The sequence below is a fragment of the Klebsiella sp. MPUS7 genome (genome assembly GCF_009905335.1).
GTDB lineage: Bacteria > Pseudomonadota > Gammaproteobacteria > Enterobacterales > Enterobacteriaceae > Klebsiella > Klebsiella grimontii.
In genome coordinates, this window is the sequence record NZ_CP047604.1 from 5,229,576 (window position 1) to 5,254,425 (window position 24,850).

Consider the following 24,850-nt stretch of genomic DNA (forward strand, 5'->3'; position numbering starts at 1 on the left):
AAATAGCTCCGGAGCAGACCGGTTGATTCATCATAAAGATGAATGCTCCGGAGCACGTCTTTCACTTTTGCCCGTAATAGGCATCTGGCCCGTGCTTACGCATAAAGTGCTTGTCCATCAGCCAGCTATCGATGGGCTTCAGCTGCGGGTTGATCCCGCGAGCAATCCACGCCATCCGCGCCACTTCTTCCATCACCACCGCGTTATGCACCGCATCGTGCGCATCTTTGCCCCAGGCAAAAGGCCCGTGCTGATAGACCACGATGCCCGGCGTATGCAGCGGCTCAACGTCGCCCAGCGTTTCAATAATTACGCGGCCGGTGTTCAGCTCATAAGCCTCAGCCACTTCCTGCGCGCTTAACGCCCGGGTGCAGGGAATATCGCCAAAGAAGTAGTCCGCGTGGGTCGTCCCCAGCGCGGGAATGGCCAGGCCCGCCTGCGCCCAGGCCGTCGCGTGCGTCGAGTGGGTATGCACCACACCGCCGAGACTCGGATAGCGACGATACAGCGCCAGGTGCGTGGCGGTATCGGAAGAAGGACGATAGCGCCCCTCCACCACCTTACCCTCGAGATCGACTACCACCATATCGTCCGCTTTCATGGTCTCATAGGCGACGCCGCTGGGCTTAATCGCCACCAGCCCACGTTCACGGTCGATGGCGCTGACGTTACCCCAGGTAAAAGTGACCAGTCCGTAACGCGGCAAATCCATATTAGCGTCAAAGACCTGCTGTTTTAACGTTTGCATTATGCCGCCTCCACCAGACCGGCGCTGGCCATCCGCGCCTTCACCCAATCGCGCGCTTTCGCAACTTCAGCGGCCGGATCGTCGGTCGTTTCGCTCCACATTTCAATCAGATACGGGCCGCAATAGCCGCTCTGCCTGAGCGTTTCAAAGCAGCGCTCGAAATCGACAACGCCTTCGCCAAACGGCACGTTCTTGAATACGCCCGGTTTAGTATCCTTCACATGTACGGCAACGATATGCCCGATCCCGGCCTGCAATTCCATCTGTACGTCGTTATCCCATGCCGACAGATTGCCGATATCAGGGTAAAGCTGGAACCACGGATTATTGAGATAGTGGGCATAGCCCAACGCCTTGCTGATCGAGTTCATCAGCGGGTAGTCCATGATTTCCATCGCCAGCGTCACCTGCGCGCGGCTCGCCATTTCGACGCTCTCTTTTAGCCCGTCGCGGAAACGACGGCGCGTCTCGTTATTGGCTTGCTGGTAGTAAACGTCGTAACCCGCCAGTTGGATAACGCGAATACCCACATCCTGCGCCAGCCGAATCGCTTTGCGCATAATCTCCAGGCCCTGCGCCCGAACCGCGTCGTCTTCGCTACCGAGCGGAAAGCGGCGATGGGCGCTCAGGCACATAGAGGGTACCCGCACCCCGGTTTCAGCAATCGCGTTGACCAGCGCAAGGCGCTGCTCCCGGCTCCAGTCGAGCCGCGCCAGACGGGCGTCAGTTTCATCGACCGACATTTCGACGAAATCAAAGCCGAGCTCTTTCGCCAGCCGTAGGCGTTCCTGCCAGCACTCCCCCGCGGGGAGCGCTTTTTCATAGATACCGAGCGGAATTTGTTTTGACAGCATGACCGCTCCTTAGCCCCACAGCTGGGCGATAGAACGTTTAAACTGCCGGGCGGCCTCTACCGGAGAAGCGGCGTCGCGAATGCTGCGACCGGCGATAAAGACGTGAATGGGAATACCTTTAAACAGCGGTAAATCTTCCAGCGCCAGGCCGCCGGTGACGGTGACTTTAAAGCCCATTTCGGACAAGCGTTTGATCGCGCTGATATCCGCCTCGCCCCACGCCACGCCGGCCGCCTGGGCATCGCGGCTACGGTGATAAACCACCTGCTGAATACCCGCTTCGCGCCACTCCTGCGCCTGCTCCCAGGTCCAGTAGCCGGTCAGTTCGATCTGGACGTCGCCGTTGAACTCTTTCGCGACGTCCAGCGCGCCTTTGGTGGTGTTGATGTCCGCGCAGCAGATCACGGTGACCCAATCGGCGTTGGCTTCAAAGCACATGCGGGAGAGAATTTTACCGGCATCGGCGATTTTGGCGTCCGCCAGCACGATTTTATTGGGATAGAGCGCCTTCAGGTCGCGAACGGCGCGTACGCCTTCAGCCACACAAAGAATGGTGCCGACTTCAATAATGTCCACTTCATCGGCTATCAGGCGCGTCGTTTCATACGCGGAAGACATGGATTGATTATCGAGCGCAACCTGCAACATAGGTAATGACATTGTAGTGTTCCTTTTAAACGGCCGCCGCCGTGGCGTTATCAATTAATTCCAGCACTTCCTGCGCGGTGCGGCAGGCGCGTAAACGGTCAAAATTGGCTTCATCTTCAAACAGGTTGACGATCTGCATGATGCCGACTTCCTGATGGGTATTGGCATCCACGGCCGCCATGGTGATCAGAATATCGACCGGGTCGTTATCCTCGTGATTAAAAACCAGCGGCGTTTTCAGCGTGACCAGCGCAAAGCCGGTTTTCTTAACCCCCTCTTCCGGGCGGCCGTGCGGCATCGCCAGACCGGGAGCAATCACAAAATAGGGGCCATGCTGGGCTACGCCATCGAGAATGGCCTGGTAGTAGCGCGGCTCAACGACATCCGCCTTCACCAGTAAATCAACGCTCAGCTTGACGGCTTCCTGCCAGGTACTGGCGTCGGCCTGGAGAAGGATGGAGTTATTCTCCACCAGCGAATCGCGTAATTTCATTTGGTCTCCTTACTTCACATCCTGCGGGAAGTGCGCTTTGATCACTTCCAGCAGTTTTGGGCCAAAATCCGCAGGCGAGAGCATGTTGCGCACGCCAACCACATATTTGTTGCCGGAGACGCTAATCTCACCGGCGATATGGGTGGAGGCGATGATGATGTCCGCGCCGTTTAGTTCACTTTTGTATTCACCCACCGCGCAGCTGTTCACCGTGTGATCGATATTTGACTGGGTCAAAAACTGGTCCACCTTCATCTTCATGATCATGGAACTTCCTTGCCCGTTGCCACATACAGCCAGAATACGTACGGTCATAGTCAAAACTCCTTATTGAGCAGAAGCATCTGCCAGTTGTTTTTCCGCGTCCTCTTCAGCACGCAGCGTGCGCCCTGCGAAGAACATATAAGCCAGTGCGATAATGATGATGACGGCCATAAACGCGATACCGATGGAGGCGAAGCCCTGCATCATCGGCGGCGCCAGAATTGACCAGTCCGCCATACCCATCCAGGCGCTCATACCGGTCAGCTTCACCGCCCAGACGCAGCCAAAAATTTCGATCATCCCCATTACCAGACAAATTTTGAGCGCCGCGCGCCAGCCGCCAAAGTGGTTAGCAAATACGCCGATGGTGGCGTTAGAGAAGAACATTGGGATAAAGCCCGGAATAATCAGAATGGAAGAGCCGAAGCCGACCAGAATACCGACGGCGATCAGCTGGCCGATGGTGCCCCACATAAAGCCCCAGACGACGGCGTTTGGCGCAAAGCTATAAATCGCGGCGCAGTCAATCGCCAGCACGGCACCGGGAATCAGGCGCTGGGAAATGCCGTTGAACGCTTCAGAAAGTTCGGCGACGAACATGCGCACGCCCTGGGTGATAATGAAAATAGCGACGGCGAACGAGAAGCCGGTTTGCAGGATATAGATCGTCCAGTGAGTTTTACCCGCCATCGCCTGTACGGTGTCGATGCCGAAGGAGAGCAAAATCGCGCCGAAGAAAATGGTCATCACGATGGCCGTGGAGACGATGTTGTCGTGAAAGATGTTCAGCCAGCCCGGCAGCTTGAGATCCTCAACGCTCTCCTCTTTTTTACCCAGATACGGGGCGACCTTGTAAGCAATCCATGAAGCGAACTGCTGCTGGTGTCCGATGGAGAAGCCGCAGCCGTCGGTCACTTCCTGGGTCGGCTTATACATCATGTTCGAGGTAATGCCCCAATAGAGCGACACCAGCACCGCCGTGCAGATAATCGTCGTCCACATCGGGTAGCCGAAGATATAAAAAAAGACGGCAATCAGCCCCGCCTGCTGGAACATGATGTGCCCGGTCAGCATGATGGTACGAATACCGGTAATACGCCGCAGCAGGACATAACAAATATTCAGCGCCAGGGCTAACAGCACGGCATAGCCCACCCAGCTGTAGGCATCGCCCATCCGCTCAATGGTTGCCATCATGGAGGCGTAGGTATCAGAAATAGCGCCGTTGATGCCGTAAACCTCAGACATTTTCGCCACCACCGGTTTAAACGTGCTGGTCAGAATGCCGGAGCCGGCCTGCAGCAGCATAAAACCGATAATGGTTTTAATTGTTCCTTTAACGATAACGCTGGCGCTTTTGCGCAGCAGGATATAACCCAGGCAGGTCACAATACCCAGCAGCAGCGGGGCGTTGGTCATAACCTGGTTAAAGAACACGGTAAAGATGTGGTAGAGAATCTCCATAACACACTCCAGAAGGTGGACGCTCTGAACGCACGCTACGCCCAGGTTGGTTGTTGCGATCACTCTAATAATCAAAAATAATCACAACAAGATTATATTTGATTAAATGTGACGCACGCCGCAAATAATCACACAATCCGTCATGGTATTAATTCTCATTTTCATAACCTGAAAAATAGTATATGTAAATCAATTAAATAAAATAACACGCATATCATGAAGTATGCCTCCGCCTCTTTTTAACCCCCACTATTCCTCTCATGAAGGGCGAAATTCAGGATTGCAATCCTGAACAAACGATGCCAGTATTCGTCAAAACAAATCACATCGTGATTACTTTTGATAATATGTGAGGGGAAAACAAATGAGTAAAGTGCAAACCATCACCCGCGAATCATGGATCCTGAACACTTTTCCGGAATGGGGTAGCTGGCTGAATGAAGAAATTGAACAAGAGCAGGTTGCGCCGGGCACCTTTGCGATGTGGTGGTTGGGTTGTACGGGCATCTGGCTGAAATCCGAAGGCGGAGCCAATATCTGCGTCGATTTCTGGTGCGGTACCGGCAAGCAAAGCCACGGGAATCCGCTGATGAAAACCGGCCACCAGATGCAGCGTATGGCCGGCGTGAAGAAGCTCCAGCCCAACCTGCGCACCACCCCGTTTGTTCTCGATCCGTTCGCTATTCGCCAGATCGACGCCGTGCTGTCTACCCACGATCATAACGATCACATTGATGTGAACGTGGCCGCCGCGGTTATGCAGAACTGCGCCGATGACGTGCCGTTTATCGGCCCGCAAACCTGCGTCGATCTGTGGATTGGCTGGGGCGTACCGAAAGAGCGCTGCATCGTGATGAAGCCGGGCGATGTGGTCAAAATAAAAGATGTTGAAATTCATGCGCTCGACGCTTTTGACCGTACGGCTCTGATTACCTTACCCGCGGATCAAAAAGCGGCAGGCGTACTGCCGGACGGAATGGATCAGCGCGCGGTGAACTACCTGTTCAAAACGCCGGGGGGCAACCTGTACCATAGCGGCGATTCCCACTACTCCAACTATTACGCGAAGCACGGTAACGAACACCAGATCGACGTGGCTCTCGGTTCCTATGGCGAGAACCCGCGCGGTATCACCGACAAAATGACCAGCGCCGATATCCTGCGCATGGCCGAATCGCTGAATGCCAAAGTGGTGATCCCGTTCCATCACGATATCTGGTCAAACTTCCAGGCCGATCCGCAGGAAATCCGCGTTCTGTGGGAGATGAAAAAAGACCGTCTGAAGTATGGCTTTAAGCCTTTCATCTGGCAGGTGGGTGGGAAATTCACCTGGCCGCTGGATAAAGATAACTTCGAATACCACTATCCGCGCGGATTCGACGATTGCTTCACCATGGAGCCGGACCTGCCCTTTAAGTCTTTCCTGTAAGGCTTCTCCGGCGGGACCGCCCGCCGGAAATTATCCCCGTCAGCATTAGTATTTTCACCTGATTTCAAATATCATCTTTGCTTATCACTTTTAATCGGATTTGCTCATGACGGAAGCGCAAAGACATCAAATTTTACTGGATTTGCTGGCACAAACGGGATTTGTCACCGTGGAGCAGGTGATTTCCCGGCTGGGAATTTCTCCGGCGACGGCACGACGCGATATCAACAAACTCGACGAAAGCGGCAAGCTGAAAAAAGTCCGCAACGGCGCAGAAGCCGTCAGCGAGCAGCGCCCGCGCTGGTCGCCAATGAATATTCACCAGGCGCAAAACCACGATGAGAAGGTACGGATTGCGCGCGCGGCTTCGCAGCTGGTGAACCCGGGCGAAAGCATCGTCATAAACTGCGGCTCTACCGCATTCCTGCTTGGGCAAGAACTGTGCGGTAAACCGGTGCAGATCATCACCAACTATTTGCCGCTGGCTAACTACCTGATCGATCAGGAACACGACAGCGTCATTATTATGGGCGGGCAGTATAACCGCAGCCACTCCATCACGCTGAGCCCTCAGGGCAGCGAAAACAGCCTGTACGCTGGGCACTGGATGTTTACCAGCGGCAAAGGGTTAACCGCGGAGGGGCTATATAAAACCGATATGCTGACGGCGATGGCGGAGCAAAAGATGCTTAACGTCGTCGGCAAACTCGCGGTACTGGTCGACAGCAGCAAAGTTGGCGAACGCGCCGGAATGCTCTTCAGCCAGGCCGGGCAAATCGACCTGGTGATAACCGGTAAACAGGCGGATGAAGCGATTCTCAAGCAGCTTGAAGATCAGGGCGTTCAGGTGATTCGCGTTTAAAGGTGACGTTGAAAAAAAGCCACCGTCGCAGCTAACGCTTCCGGCGTAATGCGGTGACGGACGCCTTTCTGCCAGATGCAGGTTAGGTTGTCGGCCAGTGCGTTTTGCTGCAGCGCCTGCTGCAGACGGAAGGTCTCCCCCGGCGGTACCACATCATCCTCATCGCCGTGCCAGAGCAGCAGCGGTCGGCTGGCGAGGGTCGCCAGCTGCTGGCTGACGTCCCACTCCGCCAGCTGCCCTGCCTCCCACGAAGGCGAAGGAAAAAGCGTCTGCGAGAGCGTACTGAAATAGCCTGACCCCATCAGGCAGGCGACGCTTTTCAGCTCCGGGTGATGGGTCATAATCCCCAGCGCAGTCATTCCACCCATCGATGCGCCGGCCACCGCCAGCCTGTCGCCCGCAAGCCATCCTTGCTCCCGAATCGCCTCCTGTAATGCCGGAAACTCAACAAAATTGTGCGTCAGAATCGGCCAGAAGCGCTGCATCCGCCCCTGTTCGTCTCCCCGGTAGCGCGCGCCGTGTTCCGCAGCATCAGGCATAATCACCCGAAACCCCGCCTCTGCAAGCGCAACGGCGAAATAGCTGTAGACCAGCTTAGAAGAGGTAAAGCCATGATAAAAGACAATGCAGGGAAGCGGAGTATTCGCGGCGCCCTGCGGGTACGCATGGAGAACCTCCCCGCCCGCAAGGTTACGCATTTCTAGTGCGATCATTTACCGTCTCCTTTCTCTAAAGTGATGTTATGTTAGTACTCAAGCCACGCGTTCGCACATGATTCATAATCTTGAGAACCAGATTACGCTTTCACGATATTTTCATTCGAAAATCGCGTACGGGATAACAATTTGGGAACATTCCCCGGCAATGACATTCAGGCTACCACTACACTATGGCTAACAGGAAACGAGATATGGTTATGCGTAGGTTTACACCGTGGTTACTGGCAATCGCTTTAACCGGCTGTAGCGCCCTACAGGGGACGCCAAAGGCGCCGCCGCCAGCAACCAACCATCCACAAGAGATCCAGCGTAACCAGACGACGGGTCTGCAGAAGATGGGGACGGTGAGCGTATTAATGTACGGCTCGCCGATGGATGTAGAGGCTGCGCTGAAGGTCAAAGCAGAGGCGGCTAAGGCGGATTACTACGTCATCATTATGATTGATGACACCATGGTTCCAGGCCAGTGGTATTCGCAGGCAATTTTGTACCGTCAATAGCGGTCAACCTTTAAGCCAGCTTGACACTGCTTTGCATCCATTCACGTTCTCCTGCGCCTAATAACGTTCAGCCAGCCGTAAACCTGGCAGAACGTTAGCAACGGACTGCCCTCAGGACTATGTGAAATGGAGCTGACGATGAAACGAACTTTTACCCTACCCAGCCTGATGCTGACCTCCGCCACGGCCAATACTTCCGCGCAGTCGGCGGAGTTTGCCAGCGCTGACTGCGTAACTGGCCTGAACGAAATTGGCCTGATTTGCGTTAACAACATCTCCGGCAGCCAGCAGGATGTGGAGCACGCCATCGCCGTGCAGGCCGACGAGCAGGGCGCGTCCTGGTATCGCATCGTCCAGATGTACGAGGAGCAGCAGCCGGATAACTGGCGGGTACAGGCCATTCTTTATGCCTGAGGCGCCTGGCGTCCGCGCCCCATTGCCCGTAACAGTAAGTCGTCGAGCGTTTGCTCATCCAGGCGCATGCCGCCGCGCGTATCGAGCATCATCCGGCACCAGGCTTCAGCCAGCGGCGGTGAAGCGAAGCGTAATACCTGCGCGCCAACGCCAAGCAGATAAACCAGCCGGGTAATCTCCCGTCCCTGCTCTTCCAGAGGGCGCCGTAGCCACTGCTGCAGCTGCCGCCACGCCCGATCGAAATGACGATTTTGCCCTTTCACTTCCGCGCACTCCGCCGCCAGAAGCTCAAGCGCCGCCGGCTGCTTCATCAGAACCCGCATCACGTCCAGACACATAATATTCCCTGCACCTTCCCAGATGCTGTTTACCGGCATTTCACGGTACAAACGCGGCAGTTCACTTTCTTCACAGTAGCCGGAGCCGCCCAGCACCTCCATCGCCTCGGCGACGAAGGCGATCCCGGATTTGCAGATAGCAAATTTCGCCGCGGGCGTGAACAACCTTGCCCATAGCGCTTCCTGCGCATCATCGCGCCTGTCCCATGCCCGCGCCAGGCGGAACAGAAACGCGGTTTGCCCTTCAAGCCGCAGCGCCATCTGCCCCAGCACCTGACGCATCATCGGCTGATCGACCAGATTTTTGCCAAACGCCTGACGCTGCAGGGCATGGTACAGCGCCACCGAATAGGCCCGGCGCATCAGCGCATGGCTGCCCAGGGCGCAGTCAAAGCGGGTCAGGCCGCCCATTTTGAGAATTTGCCGGACGCCATCCCCCTCTTCTCCGACCAGCCAACCGCAAGCGTTGAAAAACTCGACTTCACTGCTGGCGTTCGCGCGGTTACCCAATTTATCTTTCAGCCTCTCCAGATGTACGCCGTTACGCTGACCGTCCGGCAGCAGGCGCGGAACAAAAAAGCAGGAGAGCCCCGCCGGCGCCTGCGCCAGCACCAGATGAGCATCGCTCTGCGGCACGGAGAAAAACCATTTATGTCCAATCAGATGATAAAAGCCTTCGGCGGTCTTCTCCGCACGGGTCGTGTTGCTCAGGACATCAGATCCCCCCTGCTTTTCAGTCATCCCCATGCCGATAAGCAGCCCGCGTTTCTGATTCCCCGGTATCAGATGCGGATCGTAGCGATCGCTTAATAGCGGTGATAACCAGTCGCTAAAGGGCCTGGGTAAGGAACGCTGCAGCAATGGGATAGCGGCAAAGGTCATGGTGGTGGGACACAGGGTTCCCGCTTCTACCTGCGCGTGCAGCATAAAGCGGGCAGCGCGGGCAACGAAAGCGCCTTCTCGAGCGTCCTCCTGCCAGGCAAGGTTATGTACCCGGTTAGCGCATAGTCCCTGCATCAGGAGATGCCAGGCCGGATGGAAACGAACATCGTCAAGCCGCGATCCCGTGGCGTCATAGCGCAGCAGTTCCGGCGGGTTGCTGTTGGCCAGGCGCCCCAGCTCCAGCGATTCCGCCGTCCCCAGCTGTTGACCAATGCTCGCCAGCAGATCGCCATCCCAGCCCGCGCCTTCGCGGACGACGGCTTCACGCAGGGCGGTATCGGACAAGAACAAGTTGCTGTTGCACAGCGGCGAGGGTTGATTAAATACGGTATGAGTTTGCCAGTGCATTATGTTTCCCTCCTTCAATGGCTCTATGCATAAGTATGGACAACGGCGCACTTTCCGTCAGAGAACTCTGTTATAAAGTTCTCTCACAATCAGAAAGGGAATTTCATGATTCATTTAATTATTGAAGATCGGGAAAACGCGCCGATCTATATCCCGCTTATCCGCCGCCATTTTCCCCATCTCGCTATCAACGCCATCAAACAGAACCTGAACGCTTCGGGTTACGTCACGTCATTTGATGAAGACACGATCTGCGCAGACATTCTGGAAGAGCAGAACCCCATTGGAAATTTTCTTAATCTCATCAAGGTATTAAAGCATCGAGGCGCGCGGCTTAAATTCATCGAACAAACGGGAGATGAACCGGGAGATGAATTACTCTTGAGCCAGGTGTTGAACTATGTGGAAAGAGGTCTCGAAATCGCCCGTCAGAGAGAGCGAGAGGATGAACAGGACTGATGAAGATAAGCCATTCCGGAGAATGGCTTATTCAGAAAGAAGAGATTAGCTGCGCTGGCGCACCGCTTCAAACAGGCAAATACCGGTTGCAACCGATACGTTCAGCGACGATACGCTACCGGCCATCGGAATGCTGATCAACTCATCGCAGTGTTCGCGAGTCAGGCGACGCATGCCTTCGCCTTCCGCGCCCATCACCAAAGCCAGCGATCCGGTCATCTTGCTCTGGAACAGGGTATGGTCGGCCTCACCGGCGGTCCCGACGATCCAGACGTTCTCTTCCTGCAGCAGACGCATGGTGCGGGCCAGGTTGGTGACGCGGATCAGCGGGACGTTTTCCGCCGCGCCGCAGGCCACTTTTTTCGCCGTGGCGTTCAGCTGCGCAGAGCGGTCTTTGGGGACAATCACCGCATGCACGCCAGCGGCGTCGGCGCTACGTAAACAGGCGCCGAGGTTGTGCGGATCGGTCACGCCATCGAGGATCAAAAAGAACGGCCGATCGAGAGAGGCGATCAGATCCGGCAGATCGTTCTCCTGATACTGACGTCCGGGCTTCACGCGGGCAATAATCCCCTGATGAACGGCGCCTTCGCTTTTCTCATCGAGAAACTGGCGGCTGGCGACCTGAATCACCACGCCCTGCGCTTCCAGAGCATGGATCAGCGGCATAAGGCGCTTATCCTCACGGCCTTTCAGAATAAAGACTTCCTGGAAACGCTCAGGAGCGCGCTCCAGCAGCGCCTGCACCGCGTGGATGCCGTAAATCATTTCACTCATTTATCTACTCGTTTAGGTTCTGTTTTCAGTCCCTTCACCCCGGCCCCATCACGATGGTGGGAGACGCCGGGGCAAAGGGAGATCATTACTCAGCTATTTTCTTTTTCGCCGCGCGCTTGGCCTTGGTCGCTGCGGCGATCTTCTGGGTTTTCTCCGACGGCTTCTTCGCTTTCTTCTCGCCTTTTGGCTGAGCGGACTTCGGCTGAGATTGGCCTTTCTGCTTGCGGAATGCGCTATCTGGCTCGAAGTTCACCTGCTTGCCCGCCTGGCGGCGGCGCCCGGACGATTTACCTCCGGCGCCTTTCTTCGCCTTTTCACGCTCGGTTTTACCGACGTTGCGCGGCGCGCGTTCGCTGGAGATAAGCGAGAAATCAATTTTACGCTCGTCCATGTTGACCGCTTCAACGCGCACTTCTACACGATCGCCCAAACGATAGGTCTGACCGCCGGATTCACCGATCAGACGCTGCCCTACCTGATCGAAGCGGTAGTAGTCGTTATCGAGGGAAGAGACGTGCACCAGACCGTCAATAAACAGCTCATCCAGACGGACGAAGAACCCAAAGCCGGTCACGCTGGCAATCACGCCCTTAAAGACGTTACCGACCTGATCCAACATGAAATCACACTTCAGCCAATCCGAAACATCGCGCGTCGCTTCATCAGCACGGCGTTCGGTCATCGAACAGTGCGCCCCCAGCTGCAGCATCTCATCCATGCTGTAGTGCCAGCCGCCGGTCTCGGTGCTGTTGCCTTTATGTCCCTGCTCTTTCGCCAGTAAATACTTGATCGCACGATGCAGAGAAAGGTCAGGATAGCGGCGAATCGGCGAGGTGAAGTGGGCGTAGGATTGCAGCGCCAGGCCAAAGTGACCGCGATTTTCCGGGTCGTATATCGCCTGTTTCATCGAGCGCAGCAGCATGGTTTGCAGCATCTCCGCATCCGGACGATCGGCGATAGACGTCAGTAATTCCGCATAGTCGCGCGGCTCCGGCTTGTTGCCGCCAGGCAGCTCAAGCCCCAGCTCCGCCAGAACCGAACGGAAGGCGGTAATCGCTTCGGTGCTTGGTTTGTCATGGATACGGAACAGGGCCGGTTCCTCGGCCTTCTCAACGAAGCGCGCAGCGGAAATGTTCGCCAGGATCATGCACTCTTCAATCAGCTTGTGCGCATCGTTACGCTGAGTCTGTTCAATGCGTTCAATACGGCGTTCAGCATTGAAGATGAATTTAGCTTCTTCACTCTCAAATGAGATACCGCCGCGCTCTTCGCGCGCGCCGTCCAGCACTTTGTAAAGGTTATGCAGCTCTTCAATATGCTTAACCAGTGGCGCGTACTGCTCGCGCAGATCCTGGTCACCCTGCAGCATATGCCAGACTTTGGTATAGGTCAGACGGGCGTGGGAGCTCATCACCGCTTCGTAGAATTTGAAGCCGGTCAGACGCCCCTTGGCTGAAATGGTCATTTCGCAAACCATACAGAGTCTGTCGACCTGGGGATTCAGTGAACACAGGCCGTTAGAGAGCACTTCAGGCAGCATGGGAACCACCTGAGACGGGAAGTAGACCGAGGTGCCGCGGCTGCGCGCTTCGCCATCCAGCGGCGTCCCCGGACGCACGTAGTAGCTCACATCGGCGATCGCCACCCACAGACGCCAGCCGCCGCCGCGTTTCTTCTCGCAGTACACGGCATCATCAAAGTCGCGGGCGTCTTCGCCATCAATGGTGACCAGCGGCAGGCTGCGTAAATCAACGCGCCCTTTTTTCGCCTCTTCCGGTACCTGTTCTTTCAGGCCGGCGACCTGTTTTTCGACCGCTGGCGGCCAGACGTAGGGGATTTCATGGGTGCGCAGGGCCATATCGACCGCCATGCCGGTCCCCATATTGTCGCCGAGCACTTCAACGATTTTACCGATCGCTTTAGTGCGGCGGGTTGGACGCTGGGTCAGCTCAACCACCACGACAAAGCCCATACGCGCGCCCATGATCTGTTCCGGGGGGATCAGGATATCGAAGCTTAAACGGCTGTCATCCGGTACCACAAAGCCGACGCCTGCATCGGTAAAGTAGCGGCCCACAATCTGGCCCGTTTTTGGCACCAGTACGCGGACAATTCGTGCTTCCCGACGGCCTTTACGGTCGGCGCCCAGCGGCTGCGCCAGCACCTGATCGCCGTGAATGCAGGTTTTCATCTGCTCAGACGACAGATACAGGTCATCTTTACGGCCTTCCACGCGCAGGAAGCCATAGCCATCGCGATGGCCAATAACGATACCTTTCAGCAGGTCAAGACGTTCCGGCAGCGCATAGCACTGACGACGCGTAAAGACCAGCTGACCATCGCGTTCCATTGCGCGCAATCTGCGGCGCAATGCTTCTTGTTGTTCTTCGCCTTCAATATTCAGCTCTGTTGCCAGCTCATCTCGGCTAGCCGGTTTTTCGCGTTTTGCTAAATGATCGAGGATAAATTCCCGGCTCGGGATTGGATTAGCGTATTTTTCAGATTCGCGGTCCAGGAAAGGATCTTGTGACATGTCGGTTCCTCCGTTGTCATCTCCAGTGAAGTTTACGTCACTCCACCAGTAATAATTTATAAAGCGGTTGATTCTTTTCAACCAAATCGGCCAGCGTGTAGTTATCCAGTTCCTTGAGAAAACTTTGCGCGGCTTCAGCAAGCGCCTGTTTCAGACGACAGGCGGGCGTAATATGGCAAAATTCGCTACTACAATTGACCAAAGAGAGCGGCTCCAGATCGCGAACAACATCACCCACGCGAATCATATTTGCCGGTTTACCAAGACGAATCCCTCCGTTCTTTCCCCGTACCGCCGTCACATACCCTACGCGACTTAGCTGATTGATTATTTTAACCATATGATTACGAGAAACGCCGTAAACCTCCGTTACTTCGGAGATGCTGGTCATTCTTCCATCCGGCAGCGACGCCATATAGATCAGCGCGCGTAATCCGTAATCAGTGAAACTCGTTAACTGCACAATCAACCTCAGGGAAAAGAAAAACAGAGTGCGTCGGTAGACGTAATTACTATTGATGATAAACCAGCCAGCGCTCAGGCCGCTAATTTATTTAAGTGGGGCGGGCGAACAGTAAAAACAAGAGGCGCCTTAACGGCGCCCCTGGAGATCATTACGCGTCGAATGGATCGCGCAAAATCATCGTCTCGGTACGGTCAGGACCGGTAGAGATAATATCAACCGGTACGCCGGTCAGCTCTTCAATGCGTGCGATGTAGTTCAGCGCTGCTTGCGGCAGGCCGCTGCGCTCTTTCACACCAAAGGTGGTTTCAGACCAGCCCGGCATGGTTTCATAAATCGGCTCGATGCCTTCCCAGTTGTCAGCAGCCAGCGGAGTGGTCGTCACTTCGCGGCCATCCGGCATACGGTAGGCAACGCAGATTTTAACTTCTTTCAGGCCGTCCAGGACGTCCAGCTTAGTCAGGCAGAAACCCGACAGGGAGTTAATCTGCACCGCGCGGCGTACCGCCACGGCATCCAGCCAACCGGTACGACGACGACGGCCGGTGGTGGCGCCAAACTCGTTACCCTGCTTGCACAGGAACTCGCCGGTTTCATCAAACAGCTCAGTCGGGAACGGACCCGCGCCTACGCGAGTGGAGTAGGCTTTAATGATACCCAGAACGTAGTCTACATAACGCGGACCCAGACCGGAACCGGTCGCCACGCCACCGGCGGTGGTGTTGGAAGAGGTCACGTACGGATAAGTACCGTGGTCGATATCCAGCAGCGTACCCTGCGCGCCTTCAAACATGACGAAATCGCCACGCTTGCGCGCCTGGTCGAGCAGATCGGAAACGTCAACAACCATCGCGGTCAGGATGTCGGCAATCGCCATCACGTCATCGAGAACTTTCTGGTAATCAACCGCTTCGGCTTTGTAGAAATTCACCAGCTGGAAGTTGTGATATTCCATCACTTCTTTCAGTTTCTCAGCGAAGGTGGCTTTATCAAACAGATCGCCAACGCGCAGACCGCGGCGAGCCACTTTATCTTCATAAGCCGGGCCGATACCGCGACCGGTCGTACCGATAGCTTTCGCGCCACGCGCTTTCTCGCGGGCGACATCCAGCGCAACGTGATATTCGAGGATAAGCGGGCAAGCTTCAGAAAGCAGCAGACGCTCGCGGACAGGGATACCACGGTCTTCCAGACCTTTCATCTCTTTCATCAGCGCAGCCGGAGACAGCACGACACCGTTGCCGATGATGCTGGTGACATTCTCGCGAAGAATACCTGATGGAATAAGATGGAGGACGGTTTTTTCACCGTTGATTACGAGAGTATGGCCGGCGTTGTGACCGCCCTGATAGCGCACAACATATTTAGCCCGTTCAGTCAGGAGATCGACGATCTTCCCTTTACCTTCGTCACCCCATTGGGTGCCCAGTACGACGACGTTGTTACCCATTTTTCAAAATCACCGTTTGCTTAAAAATGGATTCTACCATCGCTTTTTCAGAGTTACAGCACTTTTTGCACTCGAAAGACGGGAAATTAGTCTACTTTACGCTCAGCCAATCGTTTTCCTCAACATGTAGTAGATGACGATGCCAGCAACCACAAGACCACCGCCAAACCGGCGTAATAAATTATCCGGTAGTTGGCTCATGGTGGCGACCATTCGACGCCACGCGCGTGGATAAAGCAGCGGACCCAGTCCTTCAAGGACTAAAACCAGCGCCAGTGCCAGCCAGATTGTTGAATTCATTATCCACCTTTATTTATACGCCGCCCGTACAGAACCAGTCGTTTATCAACGTTGCGTTTACTTTTATTTCATATTGTCCGGTATTTCATCGTTATTATGAACCTATTTAGTGAAACAAAATTCATAATTTATTGTATTGAATGTGTTTTTTTAAATTGCAACTATGCCAGCGCGTATCAGTTTCAGATACGAGCATAAAATAATCAGGAGGATTATGATGAGAGAATTAACCGCAATTGAAATCGACGCCGTAAGCGGCGCAGGCTGGTTACAGGATAGTCTCGCTTCTATAGGTGCAAAAGCTGGCGCCGCCGTGTGGTCGCTCAGCAGCGATATGTTGAACATTGAACTGCCGATTATAGGCACTATCAATCTTTCAACTATTGCTCCCGATTTAGGCAAAACCGTAGGCGAGACGGTTGGTTTCACCGTTGGCGGAGCCATTGAGAGTACCCTGGCAGGCCTGCCGGTAATCGGCGGTCTGCTCAATAAACTTCTCGGCAATTAATTCCAGCTCGGTTGTAAAAAAGGCGCCTTATAAAGGGCGCCTTTTTACTTATGCCATCAGTTATTAACGATTCGTTGCCGTAGGTGATTTCATATAGCGGAAGAAATCGCTGTCCGGGCTGAGAACCATCACATCCTGATTGCTCTGGAAGCTGTTCTCGTACGCGCGCAGGCTACGGATAAAGGCATAGAAGCCCGGATCCTGACTGAATGCGTCAGCAAACAGTTTCGCCGATTCCGCATCGCCTTCACCGCGCAGGATACGTCCCTGACGCTCGGCTTCCGCCAGCGTTTTGGTCACTTCATAATCCGCGGTCGCGCGCAGTTTTTCAGCTTCTTCCTGACCTTGTGAACGATGGCGACGGGCAACCGCTTCACGCTCGGCGCGCATACGGTTGTAGATCGCTTCAGACACTTCAGCCGGCAGGTTGATCTGTTTGATTCGCACGTCGACGACTTCAATACCCAGCGCCGCCATACTGTTCGGGTTAATCACCTGAACCTTACCGTTGGTTTCCGCTTCAATACGCTCTGCCGCTTTGGCAATCGCGTCATCGGCAGCCGGCGTGCTGACTTCATCTTCCGTGCCCGCGGAACCTGAGTTCAGCGCATCGCGCACTTCCAGGGTCAGACGACCGCGGGAGTCGGTCACGATGTCTTTCACATCGAGACGGCCAATTTCAGAACGCAGACGGTCAGAGAATTTACGTTTCAGCAGCACCTCGGCCTGGGAGACATCACCGCCGCCGGTTGCCAGGTAGTAACGGCTAAAGTCGCTGATGCGCCACTTGATGTAGGAGTCAACGATCAGGTCTTTCTTCTCTTTGGTGACGAAGCGGTCGGCCTGATTGTCCATCGTCTGGATACGCGCATCGAGCATCTTCACAGACTCAATAAACGGAATCTTGAAGTGCAGTCCTGGCGCGTACACCAGAGGTTTGTTTTCATCGTCGCGCAGAACTTTACCAAAACGCAGCGTGATCCCGCGCTCGCCCTCTTTGACCACAAAGATGGACATGTAGAGCACCACCAGCACGATGACAATTATCGCGATAACAGATTTACGCATCGTTATTCCCCCTGACGCTGGTAGTCGTTACGCTGCGCGTTGGCGCGGCGTTGGTCCATAATGGTGCCTCCCGTAGAGGTAGAAGCGTTACTGGCGCTGTTTGAGCTGGATGCAGGCGGCAGACGCAGCAGATCGCTTGCGCCACTGCTATCGCTCTTTGCCGCCGGCGCGCCGGCGCCTTTCAGCATCTGATCCAGAGGCAGAACCATCAGGTTGCTCCCCTTATCGTTAACCAGCACTTTGCGCGTATGGCTCAGCACTTTTTCCATGGTTTCGATATACAGACGCTCGCGGGTGATTTCCGGAGCCGCTTTATACTCAGGCAGGATTTTCGCAAAGCGAGCCACTTCACCCTGAGCTTCAAGAACGGTCTGGGTCTTGTATGCGCGAGCTTCTTCAAGAATACGCTGCGCCTGACCGTTAGCCCGCGGCTGAACTTCGTTGGTGTAAGCTTCCGCTTCACGAATGTACTGCTGTTCGTTTTCACGTGCGGCAATCGCATCGTCAAACGCGGCTTTTACTTCTTCCGGCGGACGCGCCGTCTGGAAGTTGACGTCCAGCAGGGTAATACCCATGTTGTACGGACGAATGGTCTCTTCCAGCTCACGCTGAGTATCGCTACGAATGACGGTACGTCCTTCGGTCAGGATACGGTCCATGGTGTATTTGCCGATCACGCCGCGCAGGGCGCTGTCGGTAGCCTGACGCAGGCTGTCGTCCGCGCTGGTGACGCTAAACAGATAGCGTTCCGGATCGGTCACGCGGTACTGCACGTTCATCTCAACGCGCACGACGTTTTCGTCAGACGTCAGCATGACGCCGGAAGCCGCCAGTTCACGGACCGACTCAACGTTAACCGCCTGAACGCTATCAATGAAGGTCGGTTTCCAGTTAAGGCCAGGCTCAACCAGATGGCTAAATTTACCAAAGCGAGTGACGACGCCACGTTCAGCTTCTTTAATGGTATAGAAACCGCTGGCTGCCCAGATAATAACCGCAGCGGCGGCAACGATGCCGACGATACGCCCGCCCATTGGCCCGCGAGGTCCCTGAGAGCCGCTACCGCCGCCCAGTCCACCTTTTCCGCCACCCAGGCCGCCAAGTTTTTTGCTTAGCTTACGGAAGATATCATCCAGATCGGGAGGTCCCTGATCGCGACCGCCTTTGTTGCCATTTCCCCCAGAGTTGCCGCCTTGGTTATTGCTGCTTCCCCACGGGTCGCGGTCCTGTCCGTTATTACCGGGCTGATTCCACGCCATGTATATGCTCCATATTTGTTTTTGATATCCCCACAGGGGTTAATATCTTCAGGCAAGCTGCAAGGTCAAATCACGTATTCAACCAGCGCTGGCTCTTGTTTACAGAGGCGACGCCAGTCAACGATCGGCATGCGCACCTGCAGACCAACGCTACCGTCATCCTCCATCCACTCTTTCTCTATCGCCTGAAGCTGATAGAACCGGCTTCTCAACCGGCCTTCCTGCGGTGGCAGGCGCAGCGTGTGCTGCGCCACTTCACCAGAAAGCCGTTCCGTCAAAGCCTGAAAAAGCAGCGGTACGCCAACCCCGGTCTGGGCGGAAAGCCAGACCCGAATCGGTTTATTTTCTTCATCCCGATCGATACGCGGCTCAAAATCATCCAGCATGTCGATTTTATTCATAACCAGCAGCGTCGGGATCTCATCGGCCTCGATCTCCGCGAGCACCGTATTTACCGCGTCAATGTTTTCCTGCACACGCACATCGGCCGCATCAATAATATGCAGCAGCAGCGTCGCCTGGCGCGTCTCCTGGAGCGTCGCTTTAAACGCGGCCACCAGGTCATGCGGCAGGTGGCGGATAAAACCTACGGTATCCGCCAGTACGGTTTCGCCAACATCAGGCACGTCAATGCGGCGCAGCGTCGGATCCAGAGTGGCGAACAGCTGGTTCGCAGCATAGACCTCGGCTTCAGTTATCTGGTTGAACAACGTGGATTTACCGGCGTTGGTATAACCGACCAGCGACACGGTAGGAATATCGGCTTTGGCGCGTGAACGCCGTCCCTGCTCGCGCTGTTTTTCAACTTTTTCCAGCCGCGCCAGGATCTGCATAATACGGTTACGCAGCAAACGGCGGTCAGTTTCGAGCTGGGTTTCACCCGGGCCGCGCAAACCAATCCCGCCTTTCTGTCTTTCAAGGTGGGTCCAGCCGCGAACGAGGCGAGTCGCCATGTGACGCAGCTGCGCCAGCTCGACCTGCAGTTTCCCTTCGTGGGTACGCGCTCGCTGGGCAAAAATATCTAAAATCAGGCCGGTACGATCGATAACCCGACATTCGCATAAGCGCTCCAGGTTTCGTTCCTGAGCCGGACTCAGGGCATGATCGAAGAGCACGACCGATGCTCCGGTCGCTTTGACGGCTTCCGCTATTTCGACAGCTTTACCTTCACCAACAAAATACTTCGGGTGCGGTGCTTTACGGCTACCGGTAATCACCTGCATTGCTTCGACACCGGCGGAAGAGGCCAGAGTTTCAAACTCCTGGAGATCTTCCATATCTTTGTCTTGCGAAAAATAGATGTGTACCAGTACCGCCTGCTCACCGGCATCATAACGGTCAAACAAGCGTAAACCCCTTATAAAATACCAGCGGGGAACGCAGAAAACCTGGCTCCCCGACGTGGAAAAACAGCTTCTGCCTTATTCGGCGTCTTCGCTGTCTTGCTGCGACGCAGAAGTACCCTGCGCACCACCACCGTGGTGATAGTTGTTTGTACCGCCGCCAGCATTATTGCTGTGGTGTGACACCGGGCGAGACGGGACAACAGTAGAAATTGCGTGCTTATAGACCATCTGGCTGACCGTGTTTTTCAACAGGATCACGAACTGATCGAAAGACTCAATTTGCCCTTGCAGCTTAATACCATTCACCAAATAAATAGAAACCGGAACACGTTCCCGACGCAAAGCGTTCAGGAACGGATCTTGTAAAGATTGCCCCTTAGCCATTCTCTCTTTTCCTTATATGTATGCTTGTTTTGTACTCAGAACCTTACGATTCTTAAAAAAATTACGCACGATACCTGTTCAATTGTACACGTTCAGTCCAGGCTAGCACCAACAACCTGTAATACTTTGTTGAACGCTTGTTCAGGTTGTTCACTGTCTAACCAGTGAATACCTTCCCAACCGCGCAGCCAGGTAACCTGACGTTTAGCCAACTGTCTCGTGGCGCAAACACCTCGATAAACCATTTCATCATACGGGATCTCGCCATTTAGGTACGACCACATCTGGCGATATCCGACACAACGAATGGAAGGCATATCCGTATGCAAATCTCCCCGGGCAAAAAGCGCCCGCACTTCTGCTTCAAAACCTGAAGCCAACATCTGATGAAAACGCTGTTCTATGCGTTGATGGAGCAGTTCACGGCTCGCCGGGGCGATGGCGAACTGGTGCACCTTATACGGCAGAGCATCACCTGACGTTTGCGTCAGCTCCGTTAAAGTTTTACCCGAAATGAAAAAAACTTCCAGTGCTCGGGAAAGTCTTTGCGGATCATTTGGATGAATACGCGCGGCGGCAACCGGATCAATTTCCTGTAGCTGCTGGTGCAACGCGTTCCATCCTTGCTCTGCGGCCTGTTGCTCGATCCTGGCCCTGACCTCAGGGTCAGCCGAGGGTAGAGGCGACAATCCTTCCAACAACGCCTTGAAATACAACATCGTTCCGCCAACCAGTAGCGGAATACGCCCGGCGGCAACAATATCAGCCATCTCAGCCAGCGCATCACGACGAAAATCCGCCGCGGAATAAGCTTCAGCCGGATCAAGAATATCCAGCAGCCGATGCGGCGCAGCGCTTAGCTCCGCGGCATCCGGCTTGGCCGTGCCGATGTCCATTCCTCGATAAATGAGGGCTGAATCAACGCTAATCAACTCTACTGGCAAAACTTTACGTAAGGCGATCGCCAATGCGGTTTTACCAGAGGCCGTCGGGCCCATTAAAAATATTGCCTTAGGCAGGCTTGCCTCGGTTACATCACTCATCTTTCAGGGCATTCATCGCCGAATGTAAATCAACAGATTGTAACAGACCACCCGGCGGCGCTTTAACCAGCTGCGGACATAAGCGCTCAATATCCGCCAGGACGGCAATCGCCTGCGCCATATTCCACTGCGCATGTTCGCTCGCCAGGTTACGCGCCATCCACTGAGCAATATTGCCGACGTCGACGGTTTTTTGCTGCGCCAGGTAGCCTATCAGTTCAGGAATCAAGATTTGTAAATTTTGTTGTCTTAAGGGTAAAGGCACTGCGCGGATCGTCACGTGGTGCGCATCGGACTGGAGTTCAATCCCGACCTCTGCCAGCGCCGACTGCGCCTGCTTGAGCGCGTCTTTTTCCTCTTCGGACACTTTTATCCGTAGCGGGATAAGCAACGGTTGGGCGCAAACCGCCTCTGCGCCCGGCGTCAGCTGCGCCTGGCGCAGCCAGCGCTCAGCGACCGGCAGGGCCAGCAGCGCTAACTTACCGTCGCGCTCCAGCAGCGCGCAGTCGCTATCGATAATGGTCAGCACGCGGCCAAAGCTTTGGCTATGACCTGACAGGCCTTCCGCCGCCGGTGCGGGAGATTTGGGTTTGCGCTCCGCGGCAGGAGTATCCAGCAGTTGGCGGTAGAGCGCACCCTGCTGTTTTTGATAGCCTGGCTGCGCATGCGGCCAGCCGGCTCCGCCAGTTGAAGATGACCCCGAGGCGGCAGGTTCTCGCGAACCGCCAGCGTTAAAGCGCGGCGCGGCGGGCTCATCACGATATCGGGGAGCCGCGTTTTCACGCACGACCGCCGGCTGGGCAAAATGATTGCCGCCTGCCGCAACGCGATTTTCCGGCACCTGCCGCAGCGCGGGCTCATCGCCCTCTTTTGCCAACGGCACCTCCAGCTGCTGCTGCAGGACGCTCAGCACGCCCTGATAGATAAAATCGTGCACCAGGCGCGATTGATGAAAACGCACTTCATGTTTGGCCGGGTGGACGTTCACATCCACCTGATGCGGATCTATCTTCAGGTACAGCACAAAAGCAGGCTGCTGATCGGCCCCCAGTTTGTCTTCACAGGCCTGACGAATCGCGTGATTAATCAGGCGATCGCGCATCATCCGCCCATTGACGTAGCAATATTGAATCTCCGCCAGCGTCGGATTGGTATGCAGAGGATCGGCCACCCAGCCGCTGAGGGTAAGATCCCCATGCTGCCACTCAATCGCCAGCGCGTGTTCGAGAAATGGCAAACCGCAGATCGCGCCCAGACGCCGCTCGCGCTGGCCGTCCTGCGATACCGCCCGGTACTGGCGCACGACTTTACCATTGTGGCTGAGGTTGATAGTGACGTCGAAACGCGCCAGCGCGATGCGCCGGACGATCTCGTCGATATGGCCAAATTCGGTTTTTTCGGTGCGCATAAATTTGCGCCGGGCGGGGGTGTTATAAAACAGATCCAGCACTTCCAGCGTTGTCCCCACCGGGTGCGCCGCCGGCTTCACGGTGACCGCCTGATCGCGCCCTTCGGCATAGGCCTGCCAGGCCTCCTGCTGATCCTCGGTACGCGAGGTCAACGTCAGGCGAGCCACTGAGCTGATACTGGCCAGAGCTTCGCCGCGAAAGCCGAGGCTAATGATCGCCTCAAGGTCGTCCAGCGAAGCAATTTTACTGGTGGCGTGACGGGCCAGCGCCAGCGCCAGCTCGTCTTTTTTAATGCCGCAGCCGTTATCGCGAATGCGGATTAACTTCGCCCCGCCGCGCTCAATATCAATGTCGATGCGCGTCGCCCCGGCATCGAGGCTATTTTCCACCAGCTCTTTGACCACCGACGCCGGTCGTTCCACCACTTCACCTGCGGCAATCTGGTTGGCGAGCTGCGGCGGTAGAACCTGTATTGGCATGGCCGTCTCCTTAATTTAACAACGTCCCATCAGACGAACCTGCGCTGGCGGTCTGCGCTGCTGCCCCGCGCGGCGCGGATTGCAGAGGATGCTGCATAAAGTAGTTACGCAGACCATTATAAATCGCTTCTGCGACCTGCTGCTGATAGGCATCGCTGCCCAGCAGCCGCTCTTCGCCGGTATTACTGATAAAACCCGTTTCGACAAGGATCGACGGGATATCCGGCGAACGCAGTACGCCGAGGCTGGCATGCTCAGGACGACGCTTATGTAAATCGCCGATACGCTGCAGCTGGCTCAGCACATTGGTCGCCACATCATACCCGACGCGCTGGGAATGGCCGAACTGTAAATCCAGCACCGCCTGGCTCAGGTAAGGGTCCGACTGGCTATTGGCCAGCACATCACCCGCGCCGCCCAGCAGCTCGGACTGCTTCTCATGTTGTTCGAGCCAGCCGGCCATTTCGCTGTTCGCGCGGCGGTTGGAAAGTACCCAAACCGAGGCTCCGGTTGCATCGCGATTCGGCGCAGCGTCGGCGTGAATGGAGACAAGGAAATTGGCGTTTTGCTTACGCGCGACGTCAGATCGTCCCATGACTGAAATAAAGTAATCGCCGTCGCGCGTCAGAACGGGCCTGAACTGCGGATCGGCATTCAGCAGCGCGCGGAGCTTACGCGCAATAGCAATGGTCACGTTCTTCTCTTTCGTGCCGTTCGGGCCAATGGCCCCCGGATCCTGGCCGCCGTGACCGGCGTCAATGGCGATAATCACTTTGTCGTCGCCAGAAACGGTACGCGCCGCGGGACGCGTTACGCTACTGGTGCTGGTCACCGCGGTGAGCCGGTCGTTATCGGCTTTAAACGGGTTGCGTGCGGGTTCGCTCGGACGCACGGGCTGCGCCACGGGCCTTTCCGCCTGTCTAACCACCACTGGCTGCGGCGGTGGCGGAGGTGGAGGCGGTGCGTCGGCGTTAATCGTAAACACCACGGTGTAGTTAGAGCCGTTCTGCTGTTTCACCGCGCGGGTTTTGCCATCGGCAGTTAAATCCACCAGCAGGCGCAGCGACTGCGTATCCTGCGGCGTCCCGGAACGAATACTTTTTACCAGATTATTACCGCTAAACTGCAGCGGTAGCCCCTGGAGTACGCCGGTCTGTTTAATATCCAGCGCCACGATGCGTTTGCCCTGGGGGCTAAACGAATACTCGGGCTCGCCGATAAAACTAATGGTAATGCGGGCCTGCCGATCGCCATTTGAGACCTGGATATCGGATAAACTTGCCGCAGTGGCCTGAATGCTGAACAGCATCAGCGCGGCGGCCAGCCAACTGGTTAAGCGATACATCATC

The 24,850-nt window shown here is 55.5% G+C and carries 26 protein-coding genes; 6 read left to right on the top strand and 20 right to left on the bottom strand.

Going from position 1 to position 24,850, the window contains the following annotated elements; translation table 11 throughout:
- Positions 1-61: 61 nt before the first annotated feature.
- Genes GUC22_RS24415 through ulaA form a run of 6 tightly spaced genes read right to left on the bottom strand, consistent with a single transcriptional unit; the run spans position 62 to position 4,471 of the window.
- A complete protein-coding gene (locus tag GUC22_RS24415; protein WP_024360264.1) occupies positions 62-748 on the bottom strand; it encodes an L-ribulose-5-phosphate 4-epimerase in 687 nt (228 codons plus the stop codon).
- Positions 748-1,602: an L-ribulose-5-phosphate 3-epimerase UlaE gene (ulaE, locus tag GUC22_RS24420; RefSeq protein ID WP_024360263.1), complete on the bottom strand. Its 855-nt coding sequence runs from the start codon at positions 1,600-1,602 to the stop codon at positions 748-750. The genes GUC22_RS24415 and ulaE overlap by 1 nt, the downstream gene beginning before the upstream one ends.
- Positions 1,603-1,611: 9 nt before the next feature.
- A complete protein-coding gene (ulaD, locus tag GUC22_RS24425; RefSeq protein ID WP_004128129.1) occupies positions 1,612-2,262 on the bottom strand; it encodes a 3-keto-L-gulonate-6-phosphate decarboxylase UlaD in 651 nt (216 codons plus the stop codon).
- 13 nt (positions 2,263-2,275) lie between these two features.
- On the bottom strand, positions 2,276-2,743 hold the full coding sequence (gene ulaC, locus GUC22_RS24430) for a PTS ascorbate transporter subunit IIA (protein WP_024360261.1): 468 nt from the start codon (positions 2,741-2,743) through the stop codon (positions 2,276-2,278).
- 9 nt (positions 2,744-2,752) lie between these two features.
- A complete protein-coding gene (ulaB, locus tag GUC22_RS24435; RefSeq protein ID WP_004109091.1) occupies positions 2,753-3,058 on the bottom strand; it encodes a PTS ascorbate transporter subunit IIB in 306 nt (101 codons plus the stop codon).
- 12 nt (positions 3,059-3,070) lie between these two features.
- Positions 3,071-4,471, bottom strand: coding sequence for a PTS ascorbate transporter subunit IIC (gene ulaA, locus GUC22_RS24440; protein WP_004871084.1), 1,401 nt, complete (start codon positions 4,469-4,471; stop codon positions 3,071-3,073).
- A 364-nt stretch (positions 4,472-4,835) separates the two neighbouring features.
- Here ulaA and ulaG point away from each other — a divergent pair, with 364 nt between their 5' ends.
- Both ulaG and ulaR read left to right on the top strand, forming a co-directional pair.
- Positions 4,836-5,900, top strand: coding sequence for an L-ascorbate 6-phosphate lactonase (ulaG, locus tag GUC22_RS24445; protein ID WP_024360260.1), 1,065 nt, complete (start codon positions 4,836-4,838; stop codon positions 5,898-5,900).
- 106 nt (positions 5,901-6,006) lie between these two features.
- Entirely contained in the window at positions 6,007-6,762 is a 756-nt protein-coding gene (gene ulaR / locus GUC22_RS24450; RefSeq protein WP_004871087.1) for an HTH-type transcriptional regulator UlaR, read from the top strand.
- Here the strand turns inward: ulaR and yjfP are convergent.
- Positions 6,759-7,475, bottom strand: coding sequence for an esterase (yjfP, locus tag GUC22_RS24455; RefSeq protein ID WP_064411397.1), 717 nt, complete (start codon positions 7,473-7,475; stop codon positions 6,759-6,761). The two genes, ulaR and yjfP, sit on opposite strands and share 4 nt — an antisense overlap.
- 197 nt (positions 7,476-7,672) lie before the next feature.
- Here yjfP and bsmA point away from each other — a divergent pair, with 197 nt between their 5' ends.
- Both bsmA and yjfN read left to right on the top strand, forming a co-directional pair.
- The gene (gene bsmA, locus GUC22_RS24460) at positions 7,673-7,981 is read left to right on the top strand and encodes a biofilm peroxide resistance protein BsmA (protein ID WP_024360258.1); all 309 of its coding nucleotides are present in this window, start codon (positions 7,673-7,675) and stop codon (positions 7,979-7,981) included.
- Positions 7,982-8,119: 138 nt separating this feature from the next.
- Positions 8,120-8,395, top strand: a complete 276-nt coding sequence (yjfN, locus tag GUC22_RS24465; RefSeq protein ID WP_004871092.1) for a DUF1471 family protease activator YjfN — start codon at positions 8,120-8,122, stop codon at positions 8,393-8,395.
- On the opposite strand, the gene GUC22_RS24470 is transcribed toward yjfN, so the two are convergent.
- Positions 8,386-10,023 carry an isovaleryl-CoA dehydrogenase gene (locus GUC22_RS24470; RefSeq protein WP_160183811.1) on the bottom strand — a complete coding sequence of 546 codons (1,638 nt, stop codon included), beginning with the start codon at positions 10,021-10,023 and terminating at the stop codon, positions 8,386-8,388. The genes yjfN and GUC22_RS24470 overlap by 10 nt on opposite strands.
- A gap of 105 nt (positions 10,024-10,128) precedes the next feature.
- Here GUC22_RS24470 and GUC22_RS24475 point away from each other — a divergent pair, with 105 nt between their 5' ends.
- Complete coding sequence (locus GUC22_RS24475) at positions 10,129-10,482, top strand: hypothetical protein (protein WP_049132186.1); 354 nt, start codon at positions 10,129-10,131, stop codon at positions 10,480-10,482.
- A gap of 45 nt (positions 10,483-10,527) precedes the next feature.
- Here GUC22_RS24475 and rlmB read toward each other — a convergent pair whose 3' ends face one another.
- The 5 genes from rlmB to GUC22_RS24500 all read right to left on the bottom strand — a co-directional run bounded on the left by rlmB (position 10,528) and on the right by GUC22_RS24500 (position 16,005).
- On the bottom strand, positions 10,528-11,259 hold the full coding sequence (gene rlmB / locus GUC22_RS24480; RefSeq protein WP_024360255.1) for a 23S rRNA (guanosine(2251)-2'-O)-methyltransferase RlmB: 732 nt from the start codon (positions 11,257-11,259) through the stop codon (positions 10,528-10,530).
- 85 nt (positions 11,260-11,344) lie between these two features.
- Positions 11,345-13,792: a ribonuclease R gene (rnr, locus tag GUC22_RS24485; protein ID WP_004871099.1), complete on the bottom strand. Its 2,448-nt coding sequence runs from the start codon at positions 13,790-13,792 to the stop codon at positions 11,345-11,347.
- 37 nt (positions 13,793-13,829) lie between these two features.
- A complete protein-coding gene (gene nsrR, locus GUC22_RS24490; RefSeq protein WP_004097980.1) occupies positions 13,830-14,255 on the bottom strand; it encodes a nitric oxide-sensing transcriptional repressor NsrR in 426 nt (141 codons plus the stop codon).
- Between the two features lie 151 nt (positions 14,256-14,406).
- Positions 14,407-15,705, bottom strand: a complete 1,299-nt coding sequence (locus GUC22_RS24495) for an adenylosuccinate synthase (RefSeq protein WP_004097979.1) — start codon at positions 15,703-15,705, stop codon at positions 14,407-14,409.
- Positions 15,706-15,807: 102 nt separating this feature from the next.
- Entirely contained in the window at positions 15,808-16,005 is a 198-nt protein-coding gene (locus GUC22_RS24500) for a DUF2065 domain-containing protein (RefSeq protein ID WP_004097978.1), read from the bottom strand.
- Between the two features lie 217 nt (positions 16,006-16,222).
- On the opposite strand from GUC22_RS24500, the gene GUC22_RS24505 reads away from it, so the two are divergent.
- Positions 16,223-16,513, top strand: coding sequence for a hypothetical protein (locus tag GUC22_RS24505; RefSeq protein WP_004871104.1), 291 nt, complete (start codon positions 16,223-16,225; stop codon positions 16,511-16,513).
- Between the two features lie 63 nt (positions 16,514-16,576).
- On the opposite strand, the gene hflC is transcribed toward GUC22_RS24505, so the two are convergent.
- The 7 genes from hflC to amiB all read right to left on the bottom strand — a co-directional run bounded on the left by hflC (position 16,577) and on the right by amiB (position 24,849).
- Positions 16,577-17,581 (bottom strand): protease modulator HflC, encoded by a 1,005-nt coding sequence (hflC, locus tag GUC22_RS24510; protein ID WP_004871105.1) that lies wholly within the window; start codon positions 17,579-17,581, stop codon positions 16,577-16,579.
- 2 nt (positions 17,582-17,583) lie between these two features.
- Positions 17,584-18,840: an FtsH protease activity modulator HflK gene (gene hflK / locus GUC22_RS24515; RefSeq protein WP_004128085.1), complete on the bottom strand. Its 1,257-nt coding sequence runs from the start codon at positions 18,838-18,840 to the stop codon at positions 17,584-17,586.
- A 65-nt stretch (positions 18,841-18,905) separates the two neighbouring features.
- Positions 18,906-20,186, bottom strand: coding sequence for a ribosome rescue GTPase HflX (gene hflX / locus GUC22_RS24520; protein WP_004128082.1), 1,281 nt, complete (start codon positions 20,184-20,186; stop codon positions 18,906-18,908).
- A gap of 75 nt (positions 20,187-20,261) precedes the next feature.
- On the bottom strand, positions 20,262-20,570 hold the full coding sequence (hfq, locus tag GUC22_RS24525) for an RNA chaperone Hfq (protein WP_004871115.1): 309 nt from the start codon (positions 20,568-20,570) through the stop codon (positions 20,262-20,264).
- A gap of 92 nt (positions 20,571-20,662) precedes the next feature.
- The gene (gene miaA, locus GUC22_RS24530; protein WP_032695150.1) at positions 20,663-21,613 is read right to left on the bottom strand and encodes a tRNA (adenosine(37)-N6)-dimethylallyltransferase MiaA; all 951 of its coding nucleotides are present in this window, start codon (positions 21,611-21,613) and stop codon (positions 20,663-20,665) included.
- Entirely contained in the window at positions 21,606-23,501 is a 1,896-nt protein-coding gene (mutL, locus tag GUC22_RS24535) for a DNA mismatch repair endonuclease MutL (protein WP_102649962.1), read from the bottom strand. The genes miaA and mutL overlap by 8 nt, the downstream gene beginning before the upstream one ends.
- 10 nt (positions 23,502-23,511) lie before the next feature.
- Positions 23,512-24,849, bottom strand: a complete 1,338-nt coding sequence (gene amiB / locus GUC22_RS24540; RefSeq protein WP_024360252.1) for an N-acetylmuramoyl-L-alanine amidase AmiB — start codon at positions 24,847-24,849, stop codon at positions 23,512-23,514.
- Between the last annotated feature and the right edge of the window lies 1 nt (position 24,850).

Coding starts and splice junctions, on each gene's coding strand:
- ulaE (WP_024360263.1), bottom strand. CDS start 1,602: ATGCTGTCAAAACAAATTCCGCTCGGTATCTATGAAAAAGCGCTCCCC.
- hflC (WP_004871105.1), bottom strand. CDS start 17,581: ATGCGTAAATCTGTTATCGCGATAATTGTCATCGTGCTGGTGGTGCTC.
- hflK (WP_004128085.1), bottom strand. CDS start 18,840: ATGGCGTGGAATCAGCCCGGTAATAACGGACAGGACCGCGACCCGTGG.
- GUC22_RS24500 (WP_004097978.1), bottom strand. CDS start 16,005: ATGAATTCAACAATCTGGCTGGCACTGGCGCTGGTTTTAGTCCTTGAA.
- miaA (WP_032695150.1), bottom strand. CDS start 21,613: ATGAGTGATGTAACCGAGGCAAGCCTGCCTAAGGCAATATTTTTAATG.
- ulaA (WP_004871084.1), bottom strand. CDS start 4,471: ATGGAGATTCTCTACCACATCTTTACCGTGTTCTTTAACCAGGTTATG.
- hfq (WP_004871115.1), bottom strand. CDS start 20,570: ATGGCTAAGGGGCAATCTTTACAAGATCCGTTCCTGAACGCTTTGCGT.
- yjfP (WP_064411397.1), bottom strand. CDS start 7,475: ATGATCGCACTAGAAATGCGTAACCTTGCGGGCGGGGAGGTTCTCCAT.
- ulaR (WP_004871087.1), top strand. CDS start 6,007: ATGACGGAAGCGCAAAGACATCAAATTTTACTGGATTTGCTGGCACAA.
- yjfN (WP_004871092.1), top strand. CDS start 8,120: ATGAAACGAACTTTTACCCTACCCAGCCTGATGCTGACCTCCGCCACG.
- rnr (WP_004871099.1), bottom strand. CDS start 13,792: ATGTCACAAGATCCTTTCCTGGACCGCGAATCTGAAAAATACGCTAAT.
- GUC22_RS24470 (WP_160183811.1), bottom strand. CDS start 10,023: ATGCACTGGCAAACTCATACCGTATTTAATCAACCCTCGCCGCTGTGC.
- ulaB (WP_004109091.1), bottom strand. CDS start 3,058: ATGACCGTACGTATTCTGGCTGTATGTGGCAACGGGCAAGGAAGTTCC.
- rlmB (WP_024360255.1), bottom strand. CDS start 11,259: ATGAGTGAAATGATTTACGGCATCCACGCGGTGCAGGCGCTGCTGGAG.
- ulaC (WP_024360261.1), bottom strand. CDS start 2,743: ATGAAATTACGCGATTCGCTGGTGGAGAATAACTCCATCCTTCTCCAG.
- ulaG (WP_024360260.1), top strand. CDS start 4,836: ATGAGTAAAGTGCAAACCATCACCCGCGAATCATGGATCCTGAACACT.
- ulaD (WP_004128129.1), bottom strand. CDS start 2,262: ATGTCATTACCTATGTTGCAGGTTGCGCTCGATAATCAATCCATGTCT.
- GUC22_RS24415 (WP_024360264.1), bottom strand. CDS start 748: ATGCAAACGTTAAAACAGCAGGTCTTTGACGCTAATATGGATTTGCCG.
- mutL (WP_102649962.1), bottom strand. CDS start 23,501: ATGCCAATACAGGTTCTACCGCCGCAGCTCGCCAACCAGATTGCCGCA.
- GUC22_RS24475 (WP_049132186.1), top strand. CDS start 10,129: ATGATTCATTTAATTATTGAAGATCGGGAAAACGCGCCGATCTATATC.
- GUC22_RS24505 (WP_004871104.1), top strand. CDS start 16,223: ATGAGAGAATTAACCGCAATTGAAATCGACGCCGTAAGCGGCGCAGGC.
- amiB (WP_024360252.1), bottom strand. CDS start 24,849: ATGATGTATCGCTTAACCAGTTGGCTGGCCGCCGCGCTGATGCTGTTC.
- bsmA (WP_024360258.1), top strand. CDS start 7,673: ATGGTTATGCGTAGGTTTACACCGTGGTTACTGGCAATCGCTTTAACC.
- GUC22_RS24495 (WP_004097979.1), bottom strand. CDS start 15,705: ATGGGTAACAACGTCGTCGTACTGGGCACCCAATGGGGTGACGAAGGT.